We start from the raw sequence: 21352 nt of genomic DNA, 5'->3' as shown, positions 1-21352 counted from the left end.
ACCCTGTCCCAGGACCAGATGGTTCCGGGACAGGCGAAAACGGCCGCCCCGTCTTAAAGAAAACACGGGCCAGAATCACCGGGGATTTTAGGACAGCACCATAGCCACATCGGCGGCACCACGGCTGGTCCCCCAGCATCGATCAGGCCACTCCACGGTGAGGCTCGGGCAGCCGCCGGGGCCTGGGATGCGACAGCCGGTCCGGGACCTCTCTTACCGACCACCGAGAGTTCCCCGAGCGTGACGGATTGCTGTGCCTGAGCGGCGGTGATGGCGAGCGGGCTTGCGGCGAGGAACAGGGCGAGGAAGCGCCGGGGTACGGGGGAGCCTGAAACGAAGGATATGATTGGGGATCTCGTTTGAACGCAGGTGGACTGGCCGCGTGACGCGGAACAGCCCAGGGCGGGGGCAGCACTCAGACGGTCTCGGGTGGAGCACGGGCCTGGCGAGCGGTTCGCGAAGGCCGGGGCACATGAGCCCGCGGCGGCATCGGCCACTCGTTGCCGATCCCGCGCTCGCGGCCCGATTCATCGCCGAACTCGTACCTACCGCGCAGCTTGCCACGGTCACAGACATTCTGTTCGAACACAGTCCCGGCCGTGGCGATCCACGCTTCACTGCCGACCGCACCGCGTTCGATGTAGTCATCCGTGGCACCACCGTGACCGGCGCCCGGGTTCTCATATGCATTGAGAAAATACAGCAAAGCCGGCCACGACGCGGCTCCACCACCCCACCCGCGCTATGCCGAGATCGCGCGCACAAACACAGGTCTGTTCGTGGATCCGGACGACCCCGCACTGACCGGCCCAGCCTGCTAGCAGCTCTACCGCCAGCACTGCCTCGCAAGTGCGATGCTTGCCACCGGCCTCGCCGATAAGGTTACGCTCGTGTTCATCGCCCCCGCGCACAATCAACTCGCAAACACAACGGCCGCAACTTACCGCGGTCAACTCGCGGACTTAGCCGCAACCCCGATCCCGTTCGCGCCCACGACGCTGGAGCATGCCTTCGCCGCGTTAGCTGCGGCTGGTCTCCCGGAGCACGCCCGAGCGCTTCATCGCCGCTACGCCGACTGGTGGCTCCTCGACGGCGAACTCGAACTCACCGCTGCGGCGGGAGCCGCCGCATACGCACCCGCTGCTGAGGCATTGACAGCACCCGCGCACATGCAGACCGTTGACACCACCAGCGCGACCAAGCCGGTCAACCGTTCACGATCGCAGCGCACGCGGCCCGTGACCCGGACCCGCACTGCTGCGTGATGGCAGAATAAACAAGCTACGATCCGAGCCGGCGGCAATCACATGCTGCCGGTTCGACCCCGTTCTGACGCAAACTCACACCGCCGCGGACGCGTGAGCCACACCGGCTCACCCACGCAGGCACCTCTGGTTCTACCCTCTTCGTGCACCGTGCAAGTGCTTGAAAATTGAGAGGTTCGAGTGGCCCGGTTCTGCACACAAGCGGCGTTATCCAAGACCGGCGAGCTGTAGCTCAGCCCCACCGTGACAACCGCCTCATTTCGCGACGACACCATCGCCGCCGCCGGCAGCCGCCTGATCCGCAATCAGGTGACGACAGCTAGGCCAATCCAAGCTTCCCATGCGCCTCGGCGGGCGTCATCTGCCGTATGGATTCTTCGGAAAAGCCAAGCTCACGAAGCGCCGCTCGCTGGCGGTTCGTGATCATCAGCGACACCGCAGGAGACGTTACAGACGCGGTGCCCATAGCGTTCAGCTCGGCGTCCTCGACGCGCCCGACCGGGTCGAGGAACGCTTCCTCTTCCCCAGCCAGATTGAGGACCAACCGAAGATAGTCGTCAGTTCTCGCCATTCACGACCCTCATTGCTCCTATGCCGACCTGAGGAGTGCGCCGGATCAGCCTCGGGACGGCGGTACCGCCCGCTCTGACGAAGCAGCAGGCTATAACCGTCGGGGCTGTTCCATCAGGGCTGTGTCTTGCCTACCGTCGCCCCGAGTGGAAACGGTGCTGCCAGCCCTCATCCAGCCTGCGTTCCCCCGCGCTCTCCTCCGGGACAGCTTCCAGACGCAGGAGGATCATCGCAAAGTTGTTCTGCTGAAGGTAAACCTGCTCGTAGAGGGACGGCGCGCGGAGGTCGCGCTTCACGTCAATCCAAAGATCGGAACTACACGCGGCGATGTCGCTCGCGATGTTCGGCTGGTGTGGACCACTGTAATAGAGCGAGCCTGTCGGGACCGGGGTGCCGACCGCGGAGATGATGGCCGGAAAGGAGAGGCTGCGGTGGCACCGCTGCACCCGGCCATTGCCCGCCACGACGATGGCGATCCTCTTGGGTTGGTATTGCACGTAGGCCCGAGCCGCCGCCTCCTTGCCGACCGTGAAGTCGCGCGCGAGCATGAGAACGTGTTGTAGATTGGGCCCGCGAAAGGCCGCCATGGCTCCCCGCAGCAGGTGCGAGGGCATCAACATGAGAGTGGCGGAGCGATTGGCCTCGACCTCCCTGCGCTGCCGCTGATCACCCTTTTTCGCTGTGACGTGGAGAAGGTCAGAGCTCTTGCACATGAACCGGCCGGATTGATCCGGGACCTGGTGCGCCATCAGGAAGTGGGCGAGGTCATGCGCGATGGTGAAGCGGCGACGCGGTTCGCCCCCGCGCTTTACGAGGATAGTGCCTTCGGACCGCTTCGCGTCGGTAACGAGGCCACCCTCGAACTCGTCGGTGTCGAGATCCTCTATTCCAAGAATGCCAAGGCGCGCGCACAGGTCTTGGATCGGCACGGGCACCGGAAGGTTCGGCTCAGCTTGTAGGATGCCTTTGACGAGCGCTTCCGGCGAGGCCGCGTCTACGAGGCCCATCCTGCTGATCGGCATCCGCGAAGCCCCATCCCGTCCCTACAGGCCACCACCCACCCGCGATCCCAGGACGGCACTACAGGGAGTTCGTGCAGGCGGTAAGCCGAAGGACCGGTTTTGCGCCTGTCGGCTATCCGGCATGGCGTAAACTGGCCGAAAGCGGCTAGTCCGCTTCCGAGTAGACCCGCCGCAAAAGCGGACAGCCTCCTAACGCCCCAACCCAGCCGCTTCTGCTCCTCCCAGCGCTTCCCGAATGCAGCCGTACAGCTGCTCTTCAAGCCGCGAGGCAGGCTTTCGCCACGCGCAGGTAGTTGCCCCCGAGAATGGCGGCTGTCTCAACGGGCGAGAAACGAGTGAGGAGGATGGCGGCCAGATCCGGCAGGCTCGTGTAGTCTGGCAGCGCGCTCGGGCCGACCAGTCCCATCATGTCCGAGCCGATCCCGACATGGGCCGGACCAACCACGTCCGCCATGCGGGCGATGCCCTCGGCCAGCGCATCAAGATCACGAAACAGGCTCGCCGGTGGCCAGATGCCGATGACGCCGCCCGTCCCCGCGACGACCCGGGCATGCTCCGGCGTGATGCGGCGCGTGCGGGGCGCGGGCTTGGTCGTGAGCGACGTGTGCGACAGGACGAGCGGCTTGCGCGCCACCTCGGCCGCCTGACGCACGAGAGCCTCGGTGCCGTGCGCCACGTCCACGATGATGCCGAGTGCTTCGCAACGCCGGATCACCTCAGCCCCGAAGGCGGTCAGGCCCCCGTGTACCGGCGGCTCGGTCTGTATGTCGCCGAGGGCGTTCACCCGGTAGTGGGTCAGTTGCAGATGGCGCAGGACGGCTCTTCGGTAGGTCACCTCCAGGCCGCCGAGGTCGCCTTCGAGGAAATCGGCACCCTCGGCTGCGACCAGCACCATCGGGGTCTCGGAGCGCGCAGCGTCGAGGTCAGCCGCGGTGCGGACGATCCTCAGCCCCTGCTCGCGCACAAGCGCGTGCAACCGGATGAAGCTGCGCTCGGCATAGGCCGCGAGTTCCCCGGGCTCGGGATCGCGAAACGCCTTGATCCGCCCCTCCGGTGTGATCCGGTGCGTCGGGCTGTCGGAGACGATGGCGAGGCATACCGTGGCGAGCCCGCCGTGACGCATCGGTTCAGCCAGTGGCGCGAAAGGCGCATGTCCCGCATCCTGGCGCACACACAGGATGCGGCCGGCATGGCTGTGGCAATCGATTGTCAGCCGAGCCGCGAGAAATTCTGCCGCAGCGGCTCGCTGAGCAACAGTCACCTCCGTCGAGGGGGCCTGCGCGATGGCCGCGCCGGGAAGACAGAGGAGCGAGGCTGCTGCCACGAAACCGCGGCGCGACAGGCCGAATAGCGATCCGTGCGTCGGGCGGTGGACGACCGTCGTCGTATCGAGCCTGTACCGCCATCCGCAGGGATCTTCGTGGAGGCGGCGAAACACACCGCGCAGGATCACCTCTCGACCGTCCACGGGGACCGGTTCAACGGCCAGGACCTCGATGCAGGTCGCGGGATCGCTCGGCAGACAGCCGCGGCAACAAGCTGGCTCGAAAGTCAACAGACAGTAGGCTGCAGCTGGCGTCTCCGCTGCGGTGACGGTCCAGCCGGTAATCGTAACCAGGACTCCATCGTACCGATCCGCCGATCCGTCGAAGATTGCTGTCCAGGACAGGGGCACATCGCGTCCGCGCGGCGGGATGTCGAGCCTCGGCATCGCTCAGAGGATCCGGGCGAGCAGGGGAAGGCGGTGCAGGAACGACGCGCTGGCCCAACTCGCGACGAGCGCGCCAGCGAAGACGAGCGCAACCTTTACCGCCGCATCGACTCTGACAGGGAGGAGGCCATACTGCGTCCAGGTCACGAAGGGGTAATGCAGCAGGTAGATGGCGAAGCTGTTCGCTGCGAGGCTGTCCCAGGCCGGCGAGCTTCCGCCTCCGAAGCGCACGAAGAGAGCTGGAAGCGCGAAGCACGCGGCGGCGCAGAAGGCCGACTGCATGGTGCCCACGACGGCGAGTGACGCTGCCGGGGGCAGGTATACTTCTCCACGCGCAATCGCCGACGCCGCCGCGATGAAGACCGTCCCCGTCACCGCGGCGAGCAGGACCCAGGCTGCCCACCGAGAAGCCATAGCCCGGGCGAATTGCACGACGGCTTGCATACCAGCGTGACCAAACGCGACGCCTGCGGTGAAATAGGCAGCGTAGAGGCCAATGCGGCTGCCCTGTATGGCCAGAGGACCGATGGCGAACCAGCGCGTCGGCCCGATTGCGACGAGGAAGGGCAGGAAGAGGAGCAGGGAGCCGGCGAGCAGCAGGATGAAGTTCCCGACTGGGTACTGAGCGAGGCGACCCATCGACCGAGACGCGGTATTGCGTGGTGCCAGGGTGAAGACGAGGGCAGCGGCTGCGTCGAAGACCAGCAGGGTCCCGATGAACCAAGGTGGCCCGCTCGGCCATGGCCCGCGCGTGACGGTGGTGCTCCAGAACGATCCGAAGTCAGGTGTACCGCCGGCCTGAAGAAAGGCGGGATAGTAGGCAAGAGGGGACAGGATCAGCACGCCGACGGCGAAGGGCAGGCCGAGGCGGCGCATCCGTGCGCTGAGAAACGCGCGGGCCCCGCGGCGCTTCAAGCCGTCCCAAACGAACAGCCCTGAGAGTAGGAAGAGCAACGGCATGAAGAAGCCGTCGTTTAGGCGCACGAGAAGATCAAAACCGATCCAGCGCCGTGGATCCACGACGGGTGCCGTGGATAGCGCGTAGTTAACTCGATTGATGTGGCCGAAAGTGCAGTACGCAAGCGTGGCGTGGTGAAGGACCACGAGGCCGACAACAAAGCCTCGCATGTGATCGAGGGCGACCAACCGTTCGCTTCGCCCGGTGGCGATGGCGGGATGGGGGGCATCCAGGGCCCTGGCGGGGGTGGTACTCATCGTGCAGCCGACGGACGCGCCATCTATTTGTACGACACGTTAAAGCGAAGCTCGATGCAAAATCCTGTGTGCCGGATCGTGGCGGACGCCGTCGCCGATCTTGGCTAGGGGCATCGCTTCTTGGATCGGGGACGATTGAGTTGGGGAAGTCGGCTTTCCCACGATTGCCGCTTGGAAGCGGACAGGCAGGAAACCACCCATCTGAGACGTTCAGGCGAGCGATGCGTGGCGGCAGATGCAGGCCGAAAGCCGCAGGTCCGCTTCGGAGAAGGTTCGCTACAAAAGCGGACGCCATTCACGGCTCGACCGCCACGGGTGTCGTCGGTTTCACGTGCGGCTCGGATCGGTTCGGCGTCGCCGAGAGTGTCGGGCGTCCGAGCAGGATGACGGCGACCGAGGCCGTCGCGGTCACGCCGGCGAGCGGCAGCAGCGCCAGGGGCCAGCTTCCAGTCGCATCCTTGATCGCCCCCGTCGCCCAGCTCGTGAAGAAGCTCGCTCCGGTGCCAACTGCGTTGATCTGAGCGATCCCCGCGACCGCCGCGCGCGTGGACAGCCACTCGGTCGTGAGTGCCCAGAAGGGGCCGCGCGACGCCGAGACGCCGAACAGGGCGAGGCACAGCAACAGCACGGTCGGGGCCAATCCGTGCAGGACGAGGCAGAGGCATAAGCCCAGCGTCGTTAGTGCGGTCGGGACGGCCGTGTGCCAGACGCGCTCGTCGCGCTGGTCAGAACTCCGGCCGCCCGCGTACATCGCTAGCGCGGCGACCGCGAACGGGATCGCGTTCACGAGGCCGACCTCCGTCGTCGAGAGTCCGAACGACTTCAGGAATTGCGGTTGCCACAACGATAGGCCGGCGTTGGCGGTGGCTTGGCCCGCGTAGATCAACGACAGCACCAGGACGGTGCGGTCGCCCATCACCGCCCAGACGGTGGTCTTCTCGATGCTGGTCCGTGCGGCCGCGTCGGCAGCGAGGCGGCTCGCGAGCCAGTCCTTGTGCTCCGGCTCGAGCCAGCCTGCCTGCGCCGGCGTGTCAGTCAGCCAGACGAGGCCGACGAGGCCGATCACCACGGCGGGCATCGCCTCGACGATGAACAGCCACTGCCAGCCCGAGAGGCCGAGCCAGCCGTCAAACCCGAGCAGCGCCGCCGAGATGGGCGAGCCGACGATGCCGGCCACGGGGCTTGCGACCATGAACAGGCCGATGACCCGTGCCCGCTCCCGGGCCGGGAACCACTGCATGAGGTACAGGATCACGCCGGGCACGAACCCGGCTTCTGCCGCGCCCAGTAGAAAGCGCAGCACGCAAAACGAGACCGGGCCCGACGTCAGCGCCATCGCCCCGGAGACCAGCCCCCACGTAATCATGATCCGCGCGAGCCACAGCCGCGCCCCGACCCGGACCATCGCGAGATTGCTCGGCACCTCGAACAACAGGTATGCGATGAAGAACATACCGCCGCCGAAGCCGAAGGCGCTCGCCGTCAGCCCGACCTCCCGGTTCATCTGCAGGGCGGCAAAGCCTGCGTTGACCCGGTCGATGTAGTTGGCGAGATAGCTCAGCGCCAGAAATGGCAGCAACCGCAGGCTGATCCTACGCAGAGCTTCACGGCCGATTGGGTCAGCCGTCGTCGACGGGTTGCTCACGGTTTCCTCCCAGTCTTTGGGCCGGCCAGCGTCTCGACGCGCTGGTCGCGGCGGCGTTAGAAAGGCGATGGCCCGAACGCGCCGGAGAGCGAAAGCCGCATCTGCGGTGGTCCCGGGCCGGAGGCGACGCCATGCGCATACGAGATGTCACGGTCACTCTGTTCGGCTGGGACGATATCCCGCCGACGCGCTACTCCGGGCGCACGGCGCGTGCGGTGGGCAGCAGCCAGCTCGGGCTCGTCACGATCCACACCGATGAGGGCGTCGAGGGGCATGCCTTCCTCGGCTCAGCTTACGGACCGGCCGATCTCGACGCACCGCTTCTCGTGCGAGTGCTCAAGCCGGTGCTCATGGGGCGCGATCCCCTCGATCGCGAGCGCCTGAACCAGGAGCTGTGGGCGCGCGTGCGCGCCGCCTCCGTCCGGACGATCGGAGCGCTCGACGTCGCCCTGTGGGACCTCGCCGGCAAGGTCGCCGGACTGCCGATCCACCGGCTCATTGGCACCTATCGCGACCGGATACCCGCCTACGCCAGCTCGCAGATCCTCGACTCGGCCGCCGCCTACGTCGAGCAGGCGCACGCGTACCGCGAGGCCGGCTGGAGCGCCTACAAGATCCACCCGCCCCAGGTCTGGCGCGACGACATCACGATCTGCGAGGCGGTGCGGGCCGGGATGGGTGACGGGTTCACGCTGATGCTCGACGCCTGCTGGGGGTATACCTACGAGCAGGCGCTGCGGGTCGGCCGCGCGATCGAGGCGGCGGGCTACTACTGGTACGAGGATCCGCTCGCGGATTCCGACCTCTACGGTTACGTCAAGCTCAAGGCCAAGCTCGATGTGCCAATCATGGCGACCGAATATCCGCAGGCCGGCTTCGAGTCCTACGCGCCCTGGATCTTGCAGCGCGCCACCGATTTCCTGCGCGGCGACGTGGCGGTGAAGGGCGGCATCACCACGCTCGTCAAGGCGGCCCATCTCGCGGAAGCCTTCGGGATGAACTTCGAGGTCCACCACGGCGGCAACTCGCTCAACAACGTCGCCAACCTCCACGTCATCATGGCGATCCGCAACACCGAGTTCTTCGAGGTGCTGCTGCCGGATGCGGCGCAGAAGTACGGGCTTGCCGCGGACATCGCGGTCGATCCCGCCGGCATGGTGCACGCGCCTACGGCGGCCGGGCTCGGCGCGGAGATCGACCGCGATCTCATCCGGGCTAAAACCACGGCCAACCTGACGTGAGGGCTCGTCCATCCCGGTCATGATGCCGCGTGCGCCTGTGGCCGGTGGCATACGGCCGGGTTTTCGATGAGCCCAGCGGCGTCCGCGAGCCCGACGATGTAGCGGCCTGCCTCGCGGATATCCTGTCGTATCGCCGTGGCCGCCGCGTCAGCATCGCCGGCGCGCAGGGCCGACAGCGCGGCGGTATGCAGATCGCTGCCCTTCTCCAGCAGCACGTAGTCCGGGATGACGTATGTCAGGACCGGACCGCACCTCAGCCAGATGTTCTCGATCAACCCTTCCAGGATCGGCATGCGCGCGAGCGCGTAGAGCTCGAAGTGGAAGCGCCGGTGCAGATCAAGGTACACATTGAGGTTCTGGGCCCGGATCAGAGCCTTCATCTCGGCGAGCAGTTCGTCGAGGACGCCCAGGTCGCCCGATGCGCAGCGCTCGGCCGCGCGGGCCGCGGCTCGACCCTCAAGGTCACAGCGGATCGTCAGCAATTCGTCGAAGCGCACCACGTCCATCCGCGGAACCACGGCGCCCCCGCCCTGGCCGGAACTGCCGCGCTCGAGCACGTGCTCCGCGATCAGTCGGTTGACCGCATCGCGGACCGGCGTGAGGCTGATGCCGAGTTCAGCCGCGACCTCGCGCAGGAGGATCCGCTCTCCCGGCCCGAACCGGCCGCCGAGCATGGCTATTCGCAGCTCCGCGTAGGCCTGATCCCAGAGGGGCAGTCGCTCGACCTGTCTCAACCCCGTTGCCCCCCTGCCCCTTGAACAACCCGCCCATCGCGGATCGGGACCGATCCGCGAGAACCGGTTCGACCCCGCTTGACATCCTAGCCGCCTTCGATCGTTATAACAAACAACGAAGACGGGAGAAACGCCATGCTGACCCGCCGTAGCCTCGTCGGAGGCCTTGCCCTGGGGGGGCTTGGCGCACGGATCGCACTGGCTCAGTCTGGCTTCCCGGCGCGGGAGATCACGTTCGTCGTACCCTGGAACGCGGGCGGCTCGAACGACATCCTGGCGCGTGGGCTGCAGCCGCTGCTCAAGGAGCGCGGCATCACGATCATCATCGAGAACCAGCCCGGCGCCACCGGCGCGATCGGGATGCGACGCGTGGCGACGGCGAACCCCGACGGCTACACGCTCGGCATGGGGACGAGCTCGACGCTGGCCTACATGGCCGAGGGCAAGACGCCCCTCAAAAGTGGTCAGTTCACGCACATCGCCCGGGTCTCGATCGACCCGCTGATGCTCCTCGTCCCCGGGTCGAGCCCTTACCAGACGCTCGACGATTTTCTCGCTCATATGAAGAAGAACCCGGGCAGCGTGTCGATCGGCACGCCGGGCAACTACAACCTCAATCACATCTTCGCCTCGATGACCGCCCGGGCGGCGGGCGTCAATTATATCAACGCTCCGTATACGGGCGGGGCAAAGGTCATCACCGACCTCGCCGGTGGGCAGATCCAGGCCGCGGTGCTCAAGCCCGCCGAGTCGCTCGGTCAGTTGCAGCAGGGCCTGGTGCGAGCCCTCGGCGTGTTCGCCAAGGAGCGCCTCCCGCAGTTCCCCGACGTTCCGACCTTCGAGGAGCGCGGCTACGACGTGTTCCCGTTCGGCCCGGTCGTGCAGATGGCCTACGTGGTCGCCCCTGCCAAGCTCCCGCCGGAGGTGCGCACCAAGCTGACAGACGGCTTCAGCGCCGCGATCGGGGACCAGCGCTTCACGGATTTCGCCGCGCGCAACGCCTTCCTGATCGCGCCGCTGACCGGCGATGCGCTGACCGCCGAGGTCGATCGGGTCGAGCAGTCGATCAGGATCGTGGCCGAGAAGGTCTTCAAATCCTGAGCCGCCGCGCTTCTCCGAGCGCTCGAACGATCTGAACAGAGACCGGGACGGATAGCGTGACCAAGATCAAGACCATCACCTGCCATGTCGTAACCACGCCGATCAAGCGGCCGTTCACCTCCTCCCGCGGCTGGCTGTACAAGACCCGCGGCACCTGCCTCGTGGAGATCGAGACGGCGGACGGTATCGTCGGCTGGGGCGAGTGCTACGGGCCGTCCGCGGTCGCCAAGGCGTTCATCGACACGCAGCTCGCGCCCCGCGTGATCGGTCAGGACCCGTTCGACGTCGAGGTCGTCTGGGAGGACCTCTACAACCGGATCAAGGATTACGGGCCGAAGGGCATGTCGATCGCCGCGATCAGCGGCATCGACATCGCGTTGTGGGACATCATCGGCAAGAGCGTCGGCAAGCCGGTGCACAAGCTCATCGGCGGCGCCTTCCGCACCAGCGTCGACGCCTACGCGACCGGCCTGTACTTCACCGACATGGACCGCCTCGTCGATGAGGCGGTCGAGGAGGCGCGCGGCTACGTCGAGGCCGGCTTCAAGGCCGTGAAGATGAAGATCGGCCTCGGCTCGATCGAGCGCGACATCGCCCGCGTGGCGGCGGTGCGCGAGGCGATCGGCCCGGACATCCGCCTCATGGTCGACGCCAACCACTCGCTCACGGTGCCGACCGCCATCCGCATGGGGCGGCGGCTCGAGGAACTCGGCATCGAGTGGTTCGAGGAGCCGATCTCGCCGGAGGATCTCGACGGCTACATCGAGGTCACCCGCGCCCTCGACATCGCGGTGGCCGGCGGCGAGAACGAATTCACCCGCTGGGGCTTCCGCGACGCCATCGCGCGCAAGGCGATGGACATCGTCCAGCCGGACGTGTGCGCGGCCGGCGGCATCACCGAGTGCAAGAAGATCGCCGCGATGGCGACCGCCCACGGCGTCGAGTGCGTTCCCCACGCCTGGGGTTCGGTGGTCGGCCTGGCCGCGACCATCCACTTCCTCGCCTCGATCCCCGATCAGCCCCCCTGCCTGTTCCCGGTCGCGCCGATGCTCGAGTTCGAGCAGGAGGAGAACCCCTTCCGGGATCACCTCGCCCTCGAGCCGATCCGTCAGGTCGGCGGCAAGGTCGCGGTCCCCACCGCGCCGGGCCTCGGCGTCGAGGTCGACCGCGCCGTGATCGACCGCTACCGCGCCGCCTGAGGCACGCCGCGATGCGTTTCGTCACCTTCACGAGCGGCGGTGCGGAGCGGGCGGGTATCCTGCTGGGCGACGCCAGCGGGCCGGACGACACGGTCGTCGATCTCGCCCACCCCGCCCTGCAGCCGGCGCTTGCCGGCTGCCCGCCGCAGGTCCTCGACCTGATCCGCTCTGGCCTCGTGGACGCCGCCGTGCGCCTGCGCGATCACGCCATTCCCGAAGCGGCGCGCCTCCCGCTGCGGTCGGTGCGCCTGCGCGCGCCGCTGCCCAAGCCCGGCCGGATCTTCGGGATCGCCCACAACTACGTGGACGCGCTGGCCGAGCGCGGCGCGCCCCATCCGACCGAGCCGTTCCTCTTCATGAAGGAGCCGTGGACGGTGATCGGGCCGGGCGAGCCTGTGGTGCTGCCGCCGGGTATCGGCGGCAGCACCTACGAGGCCGAGATCGCCGCGGTGATCGGCAGTTGCGCCGACCACGTCGCCGCGCAGGACGCGCCGGCCCATGTCTGCGCCTACGGCGTGTTCAACGACGTCAGCGCCAGCGAATTGATCCGCCGCGAGGGCTTCGGCCCGGGCAAGAACATCGCGACCTTCGGCCCGTTCGGTCCTTATCTCGCGACCAGCGACGAGGTCCCCGATCCGCAGGCGCTGCGGATCGGCCTGTCGATCGACGGGGTGAGCCTGCAGGACTCCACCACGGCCCGGATGCTGTTCTCTGTGGCCGACCTCGTCGCTCACCTGTCGGGGCAGACGGTGCTGGAGCCGGGCGACGTGATCGCCACCGGCACGCCGGCGGGGATCGCGGCCCTGCGCCAACCGCCGGCCTGGATCCGGCCCGGCTCGACGATGACCGCGTGGGTCGAGGGTCTGGGCAGCCTGATCAGCCCGGTCATCGCAGGGGAAGTCCGATGAGCGAACGCCCCGTGGTCCTGCTGACCAACCCGATCCATCCGGAGGCGGAGGCGATGCTGGCGGCCCACGCCCGTCCTGTCACCGCGCCCGACCCAAGCCCCGCGACCCTGCGGGCGCTCGTCGCTGACGCCGAAGGGCTCATCGTGCGGGTCAAGCTGCCCAACGACATCCTTGATCACGCCCCACGGCTGCGCGGCATCGTCCGTCACGGCGTCGGCCTCGACATGATCCCCGTCGCGGCGGCGACCGTGCGCGGCATCCCGGTCGCCAACCTGCCCGGCAGCAACACGCAGGCCGTGGCCGAGTACGTGTTCGCGGCGCTGTTCCACCTGCGCCGCCAGGTCTGGTGCCTCGACGGCGGCCTGCGCGCAGAGGGATGGGGCGCCGTGCGGCCGATCGCCGACGGCCTCGCTGAGATCGGTGGCAGCACCCTCGGAGTGCTCGGCCTCGGCGAGATCGGCGGCCGCGTCGCGCGGATCGCCCATCACGGCTTCGGCATGCGCGTGCTCGGGGCCTCCCGCAGAGGCGCGACGCTCGGCGGCTTCGTCCAGGCGGTCGACCTGGAGACGCTGTTCGCGCAGAGCGACGCGGTGGTGGTCGCCTGCCCGCTCACCGAGGCGACCTGCGGCCTCGTCGATGCGGCGCTGATCGGCCGGATGCGGTCGGGCGCCGTGCTCATCAACGTCGCCCGCGGCCCGGTGGTCGACGCGGCCGCGCTCGCCACCGCCCTGCACGCGGGCGCGCTCGCCGGTGCGGCGCTGGACGTGTTCGACGTGCAGCCGCTGCCCCCCGACCACCTGCTCCTGGCCTGTCCGAACCTGCTGCTCACCCCGCACGTGGCCGGCATCACGCAGACCAGTTCACGCGCGATGAGCGTCGGCGCCGTCGAGGAGATGCTGCGCATCCTGCGCGGCGAGCGACCGCGCAACCTCGTGAACCCCGAAATCCTGCCCGAGACCCTGTCCGTCTGAGAGAACCCATGCGCATCACCCGCATCCAGTCCGTCCCGATATCATTCCGGGTCCCCGAAGGTCAGAACGTCCGGCTCGGCATCGGCCGCGCAGTCAAGCGCGACGCCGTGCTCGTGAAGGTCGAGACCGACGAAGGCCTCGTCGGTTGGGGCGAGGCCCATCACGGGCGCTGCCCGGGCGCCATCGCCAAGCTCATCGACACGACCCTGTCCGAACTCGTCCTCGGCATGGATCCCCTCGACGTCAACGGCGTCTGGGCACGGGTCTACCGGATGCAACTCGCCAGCCACGGCATGGGCGCGGCCGCCGCGATGGCGTTGTCGGGCCTCGACATCGCCCTGTGGGACATCCGCGGCAAGGCGGCCGGATGGCCGATCTACCGGCTGCTCGGGGGTGGCCGCCGCGCGGTTCCGGCCTATGCCGGCGGCATCTCCCTCGGATGGCAGGAGCCGGCCTCCCTGGCCGATGAGGCGCGCGCCCACGTCTCCGCCGGCTACCGGGCGTTGAAGCTGCGCGTCGGCGACAGCCCCCGGCGCGACATCGCCCGGGTCGAGGCGGTGCGCGAGGCTTTGGGCGCCGATGTCGAGGTCCTGGTCGACGCCAACACCGGCTACACGGTCGACGACGTCCGCCGGGTGATGCCGGCGTTCGAGGCGGCGGGGGTCGCGTGGCTGGAGGAGCCGTTCCCACCCCACGACGCCTACAGCTACGGCGAGGCGGCGCGGCTCGGCACCGTCCCGCTCGCGGCCGGCGAGAACCACTTCACCCGCTACGAGTTCGTGCAGGCGCTGCAGGCCGGTTATCTCGGTTTCGTCCAGCCCGACCTGTCGAAGACCGGCGGCATCACCGAGACGATGCGGATCGCCGCGCTGGCCTCCGCGTGGAAGATCTCGGTCAATCCGCACACCTCGGCCACCGGCATCAACATGGTGGCGACGCTCCACCTCCTCGCGGCCGTCGACAACCCCGGCTACTTCGAGGGGGACGTGGCCCGGCACAACCCCTTCCGCGACGACGTGGTCGGTCTGCCCTATCGGCTCGACGCCGAGGGCAGAGTGTGCCCGCCGGACAGCCCGGGCCTCGGCGTCGAGGTCGACGAGCGCTTCCTCGCCGCCAATCCGCTGATCGACGGCCCCTGCTACGTCTGATCGTCCCTGAGGGACCGAGCGGCCCCGTTACGCCCGGGGCCGTCGCACGAGTCAAAAACAGAAAAGCCAAAACGACCGGAGGGACGCGTGCTTCACTCGATCCAGCGGCACAGGGAGCGCTACGCCGGCGTCCTGACCGCGCTGATCGGCCTCGGCGCCATCGTGGAATCAGCGACGTACGGCCTCGGCACGCTGGCGGCGATCGGGCCGGGTGCCTTCCCGCTGGCCATGGGCGTCATCCTCGTGGCCTGCGGCCTCGGGATCGGGCTGTCGGAGGCGACGACCGCCGACACGCACGACCACGACCGCGTCGACCTCAGCCGACCCGAATGGCGCGGCTGGGCCTGCATCATCGGCGGGATGCTCGCCTTCCTCCTGCTCGCCCGGACCGCCGGCCTGTTCCCGGCGACGTTCGCCTGCGTCTTCATCGCGGCGATGGGCGACCGCACCACGACGGTGCGCGGCGCCTGCCTCCTCGCGACCCTGATCGCGGCGCTCGGCTGCGCCCTGTTCTACTACGGCCTGCACATCCAGCTGCCGCCGCTCGCCTGGGGACAGTCATGATCGGCACGGCGCTCACCGACCTCGCCCAGGGCTTCGGGGTCGCCCTCCAGCCGACCAATTTCCTGGCCTGCTTCGTCGGGGTCCTGCTCGGCAACATCGTCGGCGTGCTGCCCGGGATGGGCGTGATGGCGGCGATCTCGATCCTGCTGCCGCTCACCTTCGCCATGCCGCCGGTGGCCGCGATCCTGATGCTGTCGGGCATCTTCTACGGGGCGCAGTACGGGGGCGCGATCTGCTCGATCCTGCTCAACCTGCCCTGCCATCCGCCGCACGCGGTGACCTGTCTCGACGGCTATCCCCTGACCAAGCAGGGCAAGGGCGGCACGGCGCTGGGAATCACGATGCTGGGCGGCTTCTGCGGCGCCTCGTTCGGCATCGTGATGATGATCTTCTTCGCGCCCCTCCTCGTGCGGGCGGCGCTGAAGTTCGGGCCCGCCGACGTGTGCTCGCTGATGTTGCTCGGGCTGCTCGCCGGCTCGACGCTGGCCCGCGGCTCGGCGCTGAAGGGCATCGCCATGACGACGCTCGGCCTCCTGCTCGGCATCTTCGGCACCGACGTCACGTCGGGCTACGAGCGTTTCACCTTTGGCCTGCCCGAGCTCGCCGACGGGATCGAGATCGTCGCCCTCGCGCTCGGCCTGTTCGGGATCGCGGAGTTCCTCAAGAGCGTGAACAAGGTCGAGCCGCTGCGCGGAGGCGCGAGCGTGCGCCTGCGCGACATGCGGCCGAGCGGAGCGGACCTGAAGCGCTCCGCCCTGCCGATCCTGCGCGGCACGCTGATCGGCAGCCTGTGCTCGCTCATCCCGGGCACCGGCCCGACCATCGCCTCGTTCGTCGCCTACGCGGCCGAGAAGAAGATTTCGCGTACTCCTGAGCGCTTCGGGCGGGGCGCGATCGAGGGCGTGGCAGCGCCCGAGACCGCGACGCACTCCTCGGTCCAGGGCGACTTCATCCCGACTATGAGCCTCGGCATCCCGGGCGACGCGGTGATGGCGCTGCTGCTCGCCGCCCTGACCATCCAGGGCATCACGCCGGGGCCGCTCCTGATCTCGCAGCACCCGGACATCTTCTGGGGGCTGATCGCGAGCTTCTGGGTCGGAAATATTCTCCTGATGGGGCTCAACGTCCCCCTGATCGGCATCTGGGTGAAGCTGCTGACGATCCCCTACCGCTACCTCTATCCGAGCGCGCTGTTCTTTGTGTGCATCGGTGTCTACTCGACCAGCAGCAGCCTGTTCCAAGTTGGCGAGACGCTGGTGATCGGGATCTTCGGTTATCTCCTGCTGATCCTCGGCTTCCACCCGGCCCCGATCCTCCTCGGCTTCGTGCTCGGTCCGCGCTTCGAGGAGAACTTCAGGCGCGCCATGCTGCTGTCGCAGGGCGACCTGACGGTGTTCGTCGAGCGCCCGATCAGCGCCGCCTTCCTCGCCGTCTGCGCCATCCTGATCCTCGGACAGCTCTTTCTGCGCTGGCGACGCCGGGGAGCGTTGGTGCCCGATGGCCCCGTCGTGATGGAAGGCTGAGCCTTATAAAGTTGACTGGGGGAGCGGTATCGCCCTGAACCTCGACATGGTCCGCGTATGTTCGCACGCGCTTCGCGCGCCGCATCGGCCGATTGCGGGCCGCGCGTGATGCGGGCGCAATGGGTGGGTTACAGGTGGCTGCCCGAGGTCGTGAACGATCGGAGAGCTCGGCCCGCGCACACCAGCCCATCCCGGTGGGTGCCATTCGTTCGCGGCAAGGCCTGGTTTGATCCGGCCGTCTTCGGCTCGCTTTGCTTCAAAAACAGATCGGCCGCTCAAGATGAGGATGGTCCCAGCGGGGGCAAGCGGCTTTGCCGGCTTGTCTCAGCGTCCGCTTCGGGGCGAATGCGCTCGTCGGCTGAATGACCGGGATGGGCGCATTTCGGTCATAGCAGCTCGCAGAGCTTCGAAGCTTGGTGGTCGGCAGATGGAGTTGCCCCCATCAAACCGGACACGGGGCTGGTTGCATCTGAGCACGGATGAACTCGCGCGGCGAGCGCATGGCGAGCCCACGATGGGGATGGTGTTCGTTGTAGTCGGTGATCCAGGCGCCGATCCGCGCCAGGACGGTGTTGGCGTCGGGCCGGGGCTGTACGCGAGCATAGTCGCGCTTGAGCGTCTTCACGAACGCCTCGCTCACCGCGTTGCTCTCGGGCGAGCGCACCGGCGGAAAGCAAGGCACGCGGTTCAGGGCTGCCGCGAAGGACAGCGTCTCGGCGGCCGTGTAGGCGGAGCCGTTGTCCGCCAGCCACGGCACGGGATGGTTCGCGCGCAGGCTGCCGAAGCGAGCTTCCAGGCTGCCGAAGCGCGCCTCCACGCAGGTCGGCCTGAGATCGCGCACCATCTGGCCGGTGACCCCACCCGTCGAGGCCACCCAGGCGATCACCTCGCGATCATGGGTGTCGATGGCGAAGGCTACTCGCACCACCTCGACGTTCCAGCAGCCGATCTCCAGCCCATCCGAGTACCAGCGCTGGTTCGAGGCTGCGGCAATCACACGGCCCTCGTGGGCGCGCACGGGTCGCCCGCCCGTGTGGCGCTGGAGGAGCAGGCTGTCCCGCTTCATCAGGCGGAACACCCTCTTGTGGTTCAGGGCGGGCTCGCCAGTGGCGCGCCGCGTCCGGTTCAGGATCGCCGTCACGCGCCGATAGCCTTAGGTCGGCCGCACGTCCGTGATGGCGCGGATGGCGATCAGGACGGCCTCGTCGTCGGCACGACGGTAGGGACCGCGCGACCGCGACCCGCCCCGCATCTGCTCGACGAGGTTGGAGCGGGCTACGCTGAGCACGTCGGCCACGATCTTCTCCGGGAAGAGCATGCGGGCGGCGACAGCAGCGGCCACGCGGCTTTTTACCCGAGCGACGGCCAGCGCCTCCTTGAGCACCTCGACCTCCAGCGTCTTGCGTCCCAGCAGCCGCTCCAGATCGCGCACGCGGGCTTCCAACTCGCGCATCCGGCTAGCAGCGACCACCTCGTTGTTAGCCTGCACCGCCACCTGTCCGCCCTCGGCCATGCGACGCCTCCACCCGAAGAGAAGGCTCGGTGAGAGGCCGTGGATCCGCGCCACCGCTGAGATGGTCATGCCAGGTTGCATCATCTCTTCGACAAAGCGCACCTTCTCGTGGGCGGCGTAGCGCCTGCGGCGCTCCCGCCCGGTGATGATCTCAATCCGCTGCGTGTCGTTCGGCATAGGCGCACGCCTCGGCTTCCGCCTAGACCCTCACGGCTGCGCCCGGTGTCTGGTCGAATTGGGGGCCACTCCAGCAGAGTGCGTGAAGTCGCCGGCCAACAAGTGTTGCTTGCTCAGGATCACGCCTCGGCTGCAGCCAAAGTGTTCGGGTGTAGGAGATCCACCTCACCTCGCCGGCGCGCAGCAGACTTTCAAATACTTGGTCTGCTGGGAGCACCAAGTTGACGCTATCGAGCAGCGCGCATATTGGTCCAGCCAGTAGGCCAACATGTGGAACGGGTTTATCAATGAGCGCTTTCGAGCCTGTCAGCGCCACGCGACTATACCGCATGATCGCCGACCAAATCGCAGCTCGCATCGAGCGCGGCGACTTCCCTCCCGGCACTCGTCTGCCGTCCGAACGTGACCTCGCCGTGCAGATGTCCGTCAGTCGGACGTCAGTCCGCGAAGCTCTGATCGCCTTGGAAATCGCCGGCTACGTCGAGGTCATGATGGGCAGCGGCGTCTACGTGTGTGACTTCGCCCAAGCGGTGAAGCAACGCGCGCCGAAGCCGGTTCTGAAGAATGCCGGCCCAGACATTCGCGCATCGGGTAAGCACCCAGTTCACGCCGACGTGGGCGCGTTCGAACTGCTGGCGGTCAATACGATCGTCGAGCCGGAAGCCGCAGCGATGGCGGCCATCTATGCCACGGCGGAGCAGCGGAAAGCGATCGTCGTGGCGGAGCGTGCCGTCATACGGTCAGAGACGCCACGCCTGCACAATCGCCTGTTCCATCTCGCGATCGGCGAGGCGACGGGCAACGTGGCAATGGCGCTGACCGTGCACAATTTGTGGGACATCCACGACGAGAGCGTGATGTTCAACAAGCTCGAACAGCATATCGTCGATCATCGCGGCGCTTGGGAGTTGGCCGAGAACGAACACGCGGCCATCGTCAAAGCCATCCTTGCCGGAGATCCGGTCGAGGCCAAGCGAGCGATGAGGAGACATTGCGACGGCTCGCGGCGACGACTCGGGAAGGACTTCAGATCTAACAGCTTGCTGTAAATTTGCGCGGTGTGCGCCGCAATAACGAGCAGCTTAGATTGGTCCAACCAGTTGACCACCGGGCCAGTCAGGTTAGGTTGCCGGCTCGGCGAACGAGGTGGCAACACATGACGGTCAGAGCTTTCAGGCAATCCCTTCGGCTGACCGGCGCGGCGATGCTGCTCGTCGGCGCCCTCACGCCGGCCGCCGCTCAGACGCGTGGCGGAACGCTGAACCTGATCGTTCAGCCCGAGCCGCCGATCCTCGTCCTCGGGCTGAACCAGCAGTCGCCGACGCAGTACGTCGGCAGCAAAATCTACGAGGGACTGCTCACCTACGGCGCCGACCTCAAGCCCATGCCGGGGCTCGCCAAAGCATGGGACGTTTCGACGGACGGACTCACCTATCGCTTCACCCTGCAGGACGGCGTGACGTGGCACGACGGTAAAGCATTCACCGCCGCCGACGTGGTGTTCAGCGCCGACAAGTTCCTGCGGCAGGTGCATCCGCGCGTTCGGCCCATCCTCAACCGGTATCTCGCCTCGGTCACCGCGATCGACGATCACACGGTCGAGTTCAAACTCAAGGAGCCGTTCGCGCCCTTCCTCCAACTGTTCGGCACCGACAACATGCTGGTCGTGCCGCGCCACATCTACGAGAGCACCGACTTCGCGACCAATCCCGCGAACCAGCGCCCGATCGGCACCGGGCCGTTCATATTCCAGTCGTGGACGCGGGGCTCGGACATCGTGCTGACCCGCAACCCGAATTATTGGCAGAAGGGGCTGCCCTACCTCGACAAGATCGTCTTCCGGGTGATCCCGGACTCCGCTTCGCGGGCGGTGGCGTTCGAGCGCGGCGACGTGCAGGTCCTGCGCGGCGGCGACGTCGACAACGTCGACATCAAGCGGCTGGAGTCGATCCCCGGCGTGGAGCATACCACCAAGGGCACCGAGATGTACTCGACTATCACCTCGATGCTGATGAACGAGCGCAAGCCGCCCTTCGACAACGTTAAGGTCCGGCAGGCGGTGATGCACGCGATCAACCGCGATTTCATCGTGCGTAATGTCTTCTTCGGCATCGGCAAGGTGGCGACCGGGCCAATTTCATCGACGACGCTGTTCTATGATCCGAACGTTCCGGCCTACAAGTACGATCCGAAGCAGGCCGCAGCGCTCCTGAAGGAGGCCGGCGTCGACGTCTCCAAGTACCCGATCAAGATCCTGAATTATCCCTACGGCTCGGCCTGGGACCGGTTGGCCGAATACGTCAGTCAATCTCTTCAGCGGGTCGGGTTCAACGTTCAGATCGAGGGTACGGATGCTGGCGGCTGGGCGCAGCGGGTCGCCAACTTCGACTTCGACACCACCTTCCACTTCACCGATCAGTTCGGCGACCCGGCGATCGGCGTCTCCCGGCTCTTCCTGTCGAGCAATATCGTCAAGGGCTCGCCCTTCGTGAACAACGAGGGCTACCAGAGCCCAGAGACCGACGCGCTGTTCAACAAAGCCTCATCGTCGCTCGTCCCGGCTGAGCGGCAGAAGCTGTATTCTGAGGTCCAGAACATCCTCGTCCGCGATGTGGCCAACGGCTACCTGTTCGAGAATCAGAACGTCACCCTGTACAAGGGCGAGGTTCACAGTCTGATCACCTCGGGCGTGGGCACCAATTCGAACTTCGCGACTGTGTCGCTCGGCAAATGAGCGCCGGATCACCGATCACCGGGGCTGCGCCCGCTCAGGCGCCGAAGGCCGCCCCCACCCCGGACCATGCACCGGCCCAGTCCGTTCTTCTGCAGCGGGTGCCGTCGATGG

At 67.2% G+C, this 21352-nt stretch carries 18 protein-coding genes and 1 pseudogene; 12 read left to right on the top strand and 7 right to left on the bottom strand.

Features of this window, described 5'->3' with window-relative positions:
• The first annotated feature begins 472 nt into the window (after positions 1-472).
• Positions 473-880, top strand: coding sequence for a hypothetical protein (locus AC3IF1_RS05855; RefSeq protein WP_489216479.1), 408 nt, complete (start codon positions 473-475; stop codon positions 878-880).
• The gene (locus tag AC3IF1_RS05850; protein ID WP_489216477.1) at positions 855-1265 is read left to right on the top strand and encodes a hypothetical protein; all 411 of its coding nucleotides are present in this window, start codon (positions 855-857) and stop codon (positions 1263-1265) included. Before AC3IF1_RS05855 ends, AC3IF1_RS05850 begins: the two co-directional genes overlap by 26 nt.
• A 319-nt stretch (positions 1266-1584) precedes the next feature.
• Here AC3IF1_RS05850 and AC3IF1_RS05845 read toward each other — a convergent pair whose 3' ends face one another.
• From AC3IF1_RS05845 to AC3IF1_RS05825, 5 genes are all read right to left on the bottom strand, one after another.
• Positions 1585-1836 carry a hypothetical protein gene (locus AC3IF1_RS05845; protein ID WP_489216475.1) on the bottom strand — a complete coding sequence of 84 codons (252 nt, stop codon included), beginning with the start codon at positions 1834-1836 and terminating at the stop codon, positions 1585-1587.
• Between the two features lie 130 nt (positions 1837-1966).
• Entirely contained in the window at positions 1967-2842 is an 876-nt protein-coding gene (locus AC3IF1_RS05840; protein WP_489216473.1) for an ImmA/IrrE family metallo-endopeptidase, read from the bottom strand.
• A 271-nt stretch (positions 2843-3113) separates the two neighbouring features.
• The gene (locus AC3IF1_RS05835; protein WP_489216471.1) at positions 3114-4568 is read right to left on the bottom strand and encodes a dipeptidase; all 1455 of its coding nucleotides are present in this window, start codon (positions 4566-4568) and stop codon (positions 3114-3116) included.
• Positions 4569-4571: 3 nt separating this feature from the next.
• The gene (locus AC3IF1_RS05830) at positions 4572-5783 is read right to left on the bottom strand and encodes an acyltransferase family protein (protein WP_489216469.1); all 1212 of its coding nucleotides are present in this window, start codon (positions 5781-5783) and stop codon (positions 4572-4574) included.
• 295 nt (positions 5784-6078) lie between these two features.
• On the bottom strand, positions 6079-7362 hold the full coding sequence (locus AC3IF1_RS05825) for an MFS transporter (protein WP_489216467.1): 1284 nt from the start codon (positions 7360-7362) through the stop codon (positions 6079-6081).
• 197 nt (positions 7363-7559) lie between these two features.
• On the opposite strand from AC3IF1_RS05825, the gene AC3IF1_RS05820 reads away from it, so the two are divergent.
• Complete coding sequence (locus AC3IF1_RS05820) at positions 7560-8669, top strand: enolase C-terminal domain-like protein (protein WP_489216465.1); 1110 nt, start codon at positions 7560-7562, stop codon at positions 8667-8669.
• A 17-nt stretch (positions 8670-8686) separates the two neighbouring features.
• Here the strand turns inward: AC3IF1_RS05820 and AC3IF1_RS05815 are convergent, their stop codons facing one another.
• Positions 8687-9403 (bottom strand): GntR family transcriptional regulator, encoded by a 717-nt coding sequence (locus AC3IF1_RS05815; RefSeq protein ID WP_279598630.1) that lies wholly within the window; start codon positions 9401-9403, stop codon positions 8687-8689.
• A 135-nt stretch (positions 9404-9538) separates the two neighbouring features.
• On the opposite strand from AC3IF1_RS05815, the gene AC3IF1_RS05810 reads away from it, so the two are divergent.
• From AC3IF1_RS05810 to AC3IF1_RS05780, 7 genes are all read left to right on the top strand, one after another.
• Positions 9539-10504, top strand: coding sequence for a Bug family tripartite tricarboxylate transporter substrate binding protein (locus AC3IF1_RS05810; RefSeq protein WP_243972781.1), 966 nt, complete (start codon positions 9539-9541; stop codon positions 10502-10504).
• A gap of 56 nt (positions 10505-10560) precedes the next feature.
• Positions 10561-11703 (top strand): mandelate racemase/muconate lactonizing enzyme family protein, encoded by a 1143-nt coding sequence (locus AC3IF1_RS05805; protein WP_243972782.1) that lies wholly within the window; start codon positions 10561-10563, stop codon positions 11701-11703.
• An 11-nt stretch (positions 11704-11714) separates the two neighbouring features.
• A complete protein-coding gene (locus AC3IF1_RS05800; protein ID WP_489216462.1) occupies positions 11715-12611 on the top strand; it encodes a fumarylacetoacetate hydrolase family protein in 897 nt (298 codons plus the stop codon).
• Positions 12608-13582: an NAD(P)-dependent oxidoreductase gene (locus tag AC3IF1_RS05795; protein ID WP_243972784.1), complete on the top strand. Its 975-nt coding sequence runs from the start codon at positions 12608-12610 to the stop codon at positions 13580-13582. The genes AC3IF1_RS05800 and AC3IF1_RS05795 overlap by 4 nt, the downstream gene beginning before the upstream one ends.
• An 8-nt stretch (positions 13583-13590) precedes the next feature.
• Positions 13591-14730 carry a mandelate racemase/muconate lactonizing enzyme family protein gene (locus tag AC3IF1_RS05790; protein WP_489216460.1) on the top strand — a complete coding sequence of 380 codons (1140 nt, stop codon included), beginning with the start codon at positions 13591-13593 and terminating at the stop codon, positions 14728-14730.
• A gap of 87 nt (positions 14731-14817) precedes the next feature.
• The gene (locus AC3IF1_RS05785) at positions 14818-15294 is read left to right on the top strand and encodes a tripartite tricarboxylate transporter TctB family protein (protein ID WP_243972786.1); all 477 of its coding nucleotides are present in this window, start codon (positions 14818-14820) and stop codon (positions 15292-15294) included.
• Positions 15291-16817: a tripartite tricarboxylate transporter permease gene (locus AC3IF1_RS05780; protein WP_243972787.1), complete on the top strand. Its 1527-nt coding sequence runs from the start codon at positions 15291-15293 to the stop codon at positions 16815-16817. Before AC3IF1_RS05785 ends, AC3IF1_RS05780 begins: the two co-directional genes overlap by 4 nt.
• Positions 16818-17259: 442 nt before the next feature.
• On the opposite strand, the pseudogene AC3IF1_RS05775 reads toward AC3IF1_RS05780, so the two are convergent.
• Positions 17260-18507, bottom strand: a pseudogene (locus tag AC3IF1_RS05775) (IS3 family transposase).
• A gap of 287 nt (positions 18508-18794) precedes the next feature.
• Here AC3IF1_RS05775 and AC3IF1_RS05770 point away from each other — a divergent pair.
• Both AC3IF1_RS05770 and AC3IF1_RS05765 read left to right on the top strand, forming a co-directional pair.
• Positions 18795-19556 (top strand): FadR/GntR family transcriptional regulator, encoded by a 762-nt coding sequence (locus AC3IF1_RS05770; protein ID WP_489216457.1) that lies wholly within the window; start codon positions 18795-18797, stop codon positions 19554-19556.
• Between the two features lie 107 nt (positions 19557-19663).
• Positions 19664-21241, top strand: a complete 1578-nt coding sequence (locus tag AC3IF1_RS05765) for an ABC transporter substrate-binding protein (protein ID WP_489216456.1) — start codon at positions 19664-19666, stop codon at positions 21239-21241.
• Positions 21242-21352 lie beyond the last annotated feature (111 nt).

Source organism: Methylobacterium sp. E-012 (genome assembly GCF_057836545.1).
The sequence above is the reverse complement of the archived record's forward strand: the minus strand, read 5'-3'. Positions and strand labels throughout refer to the sequence as shown.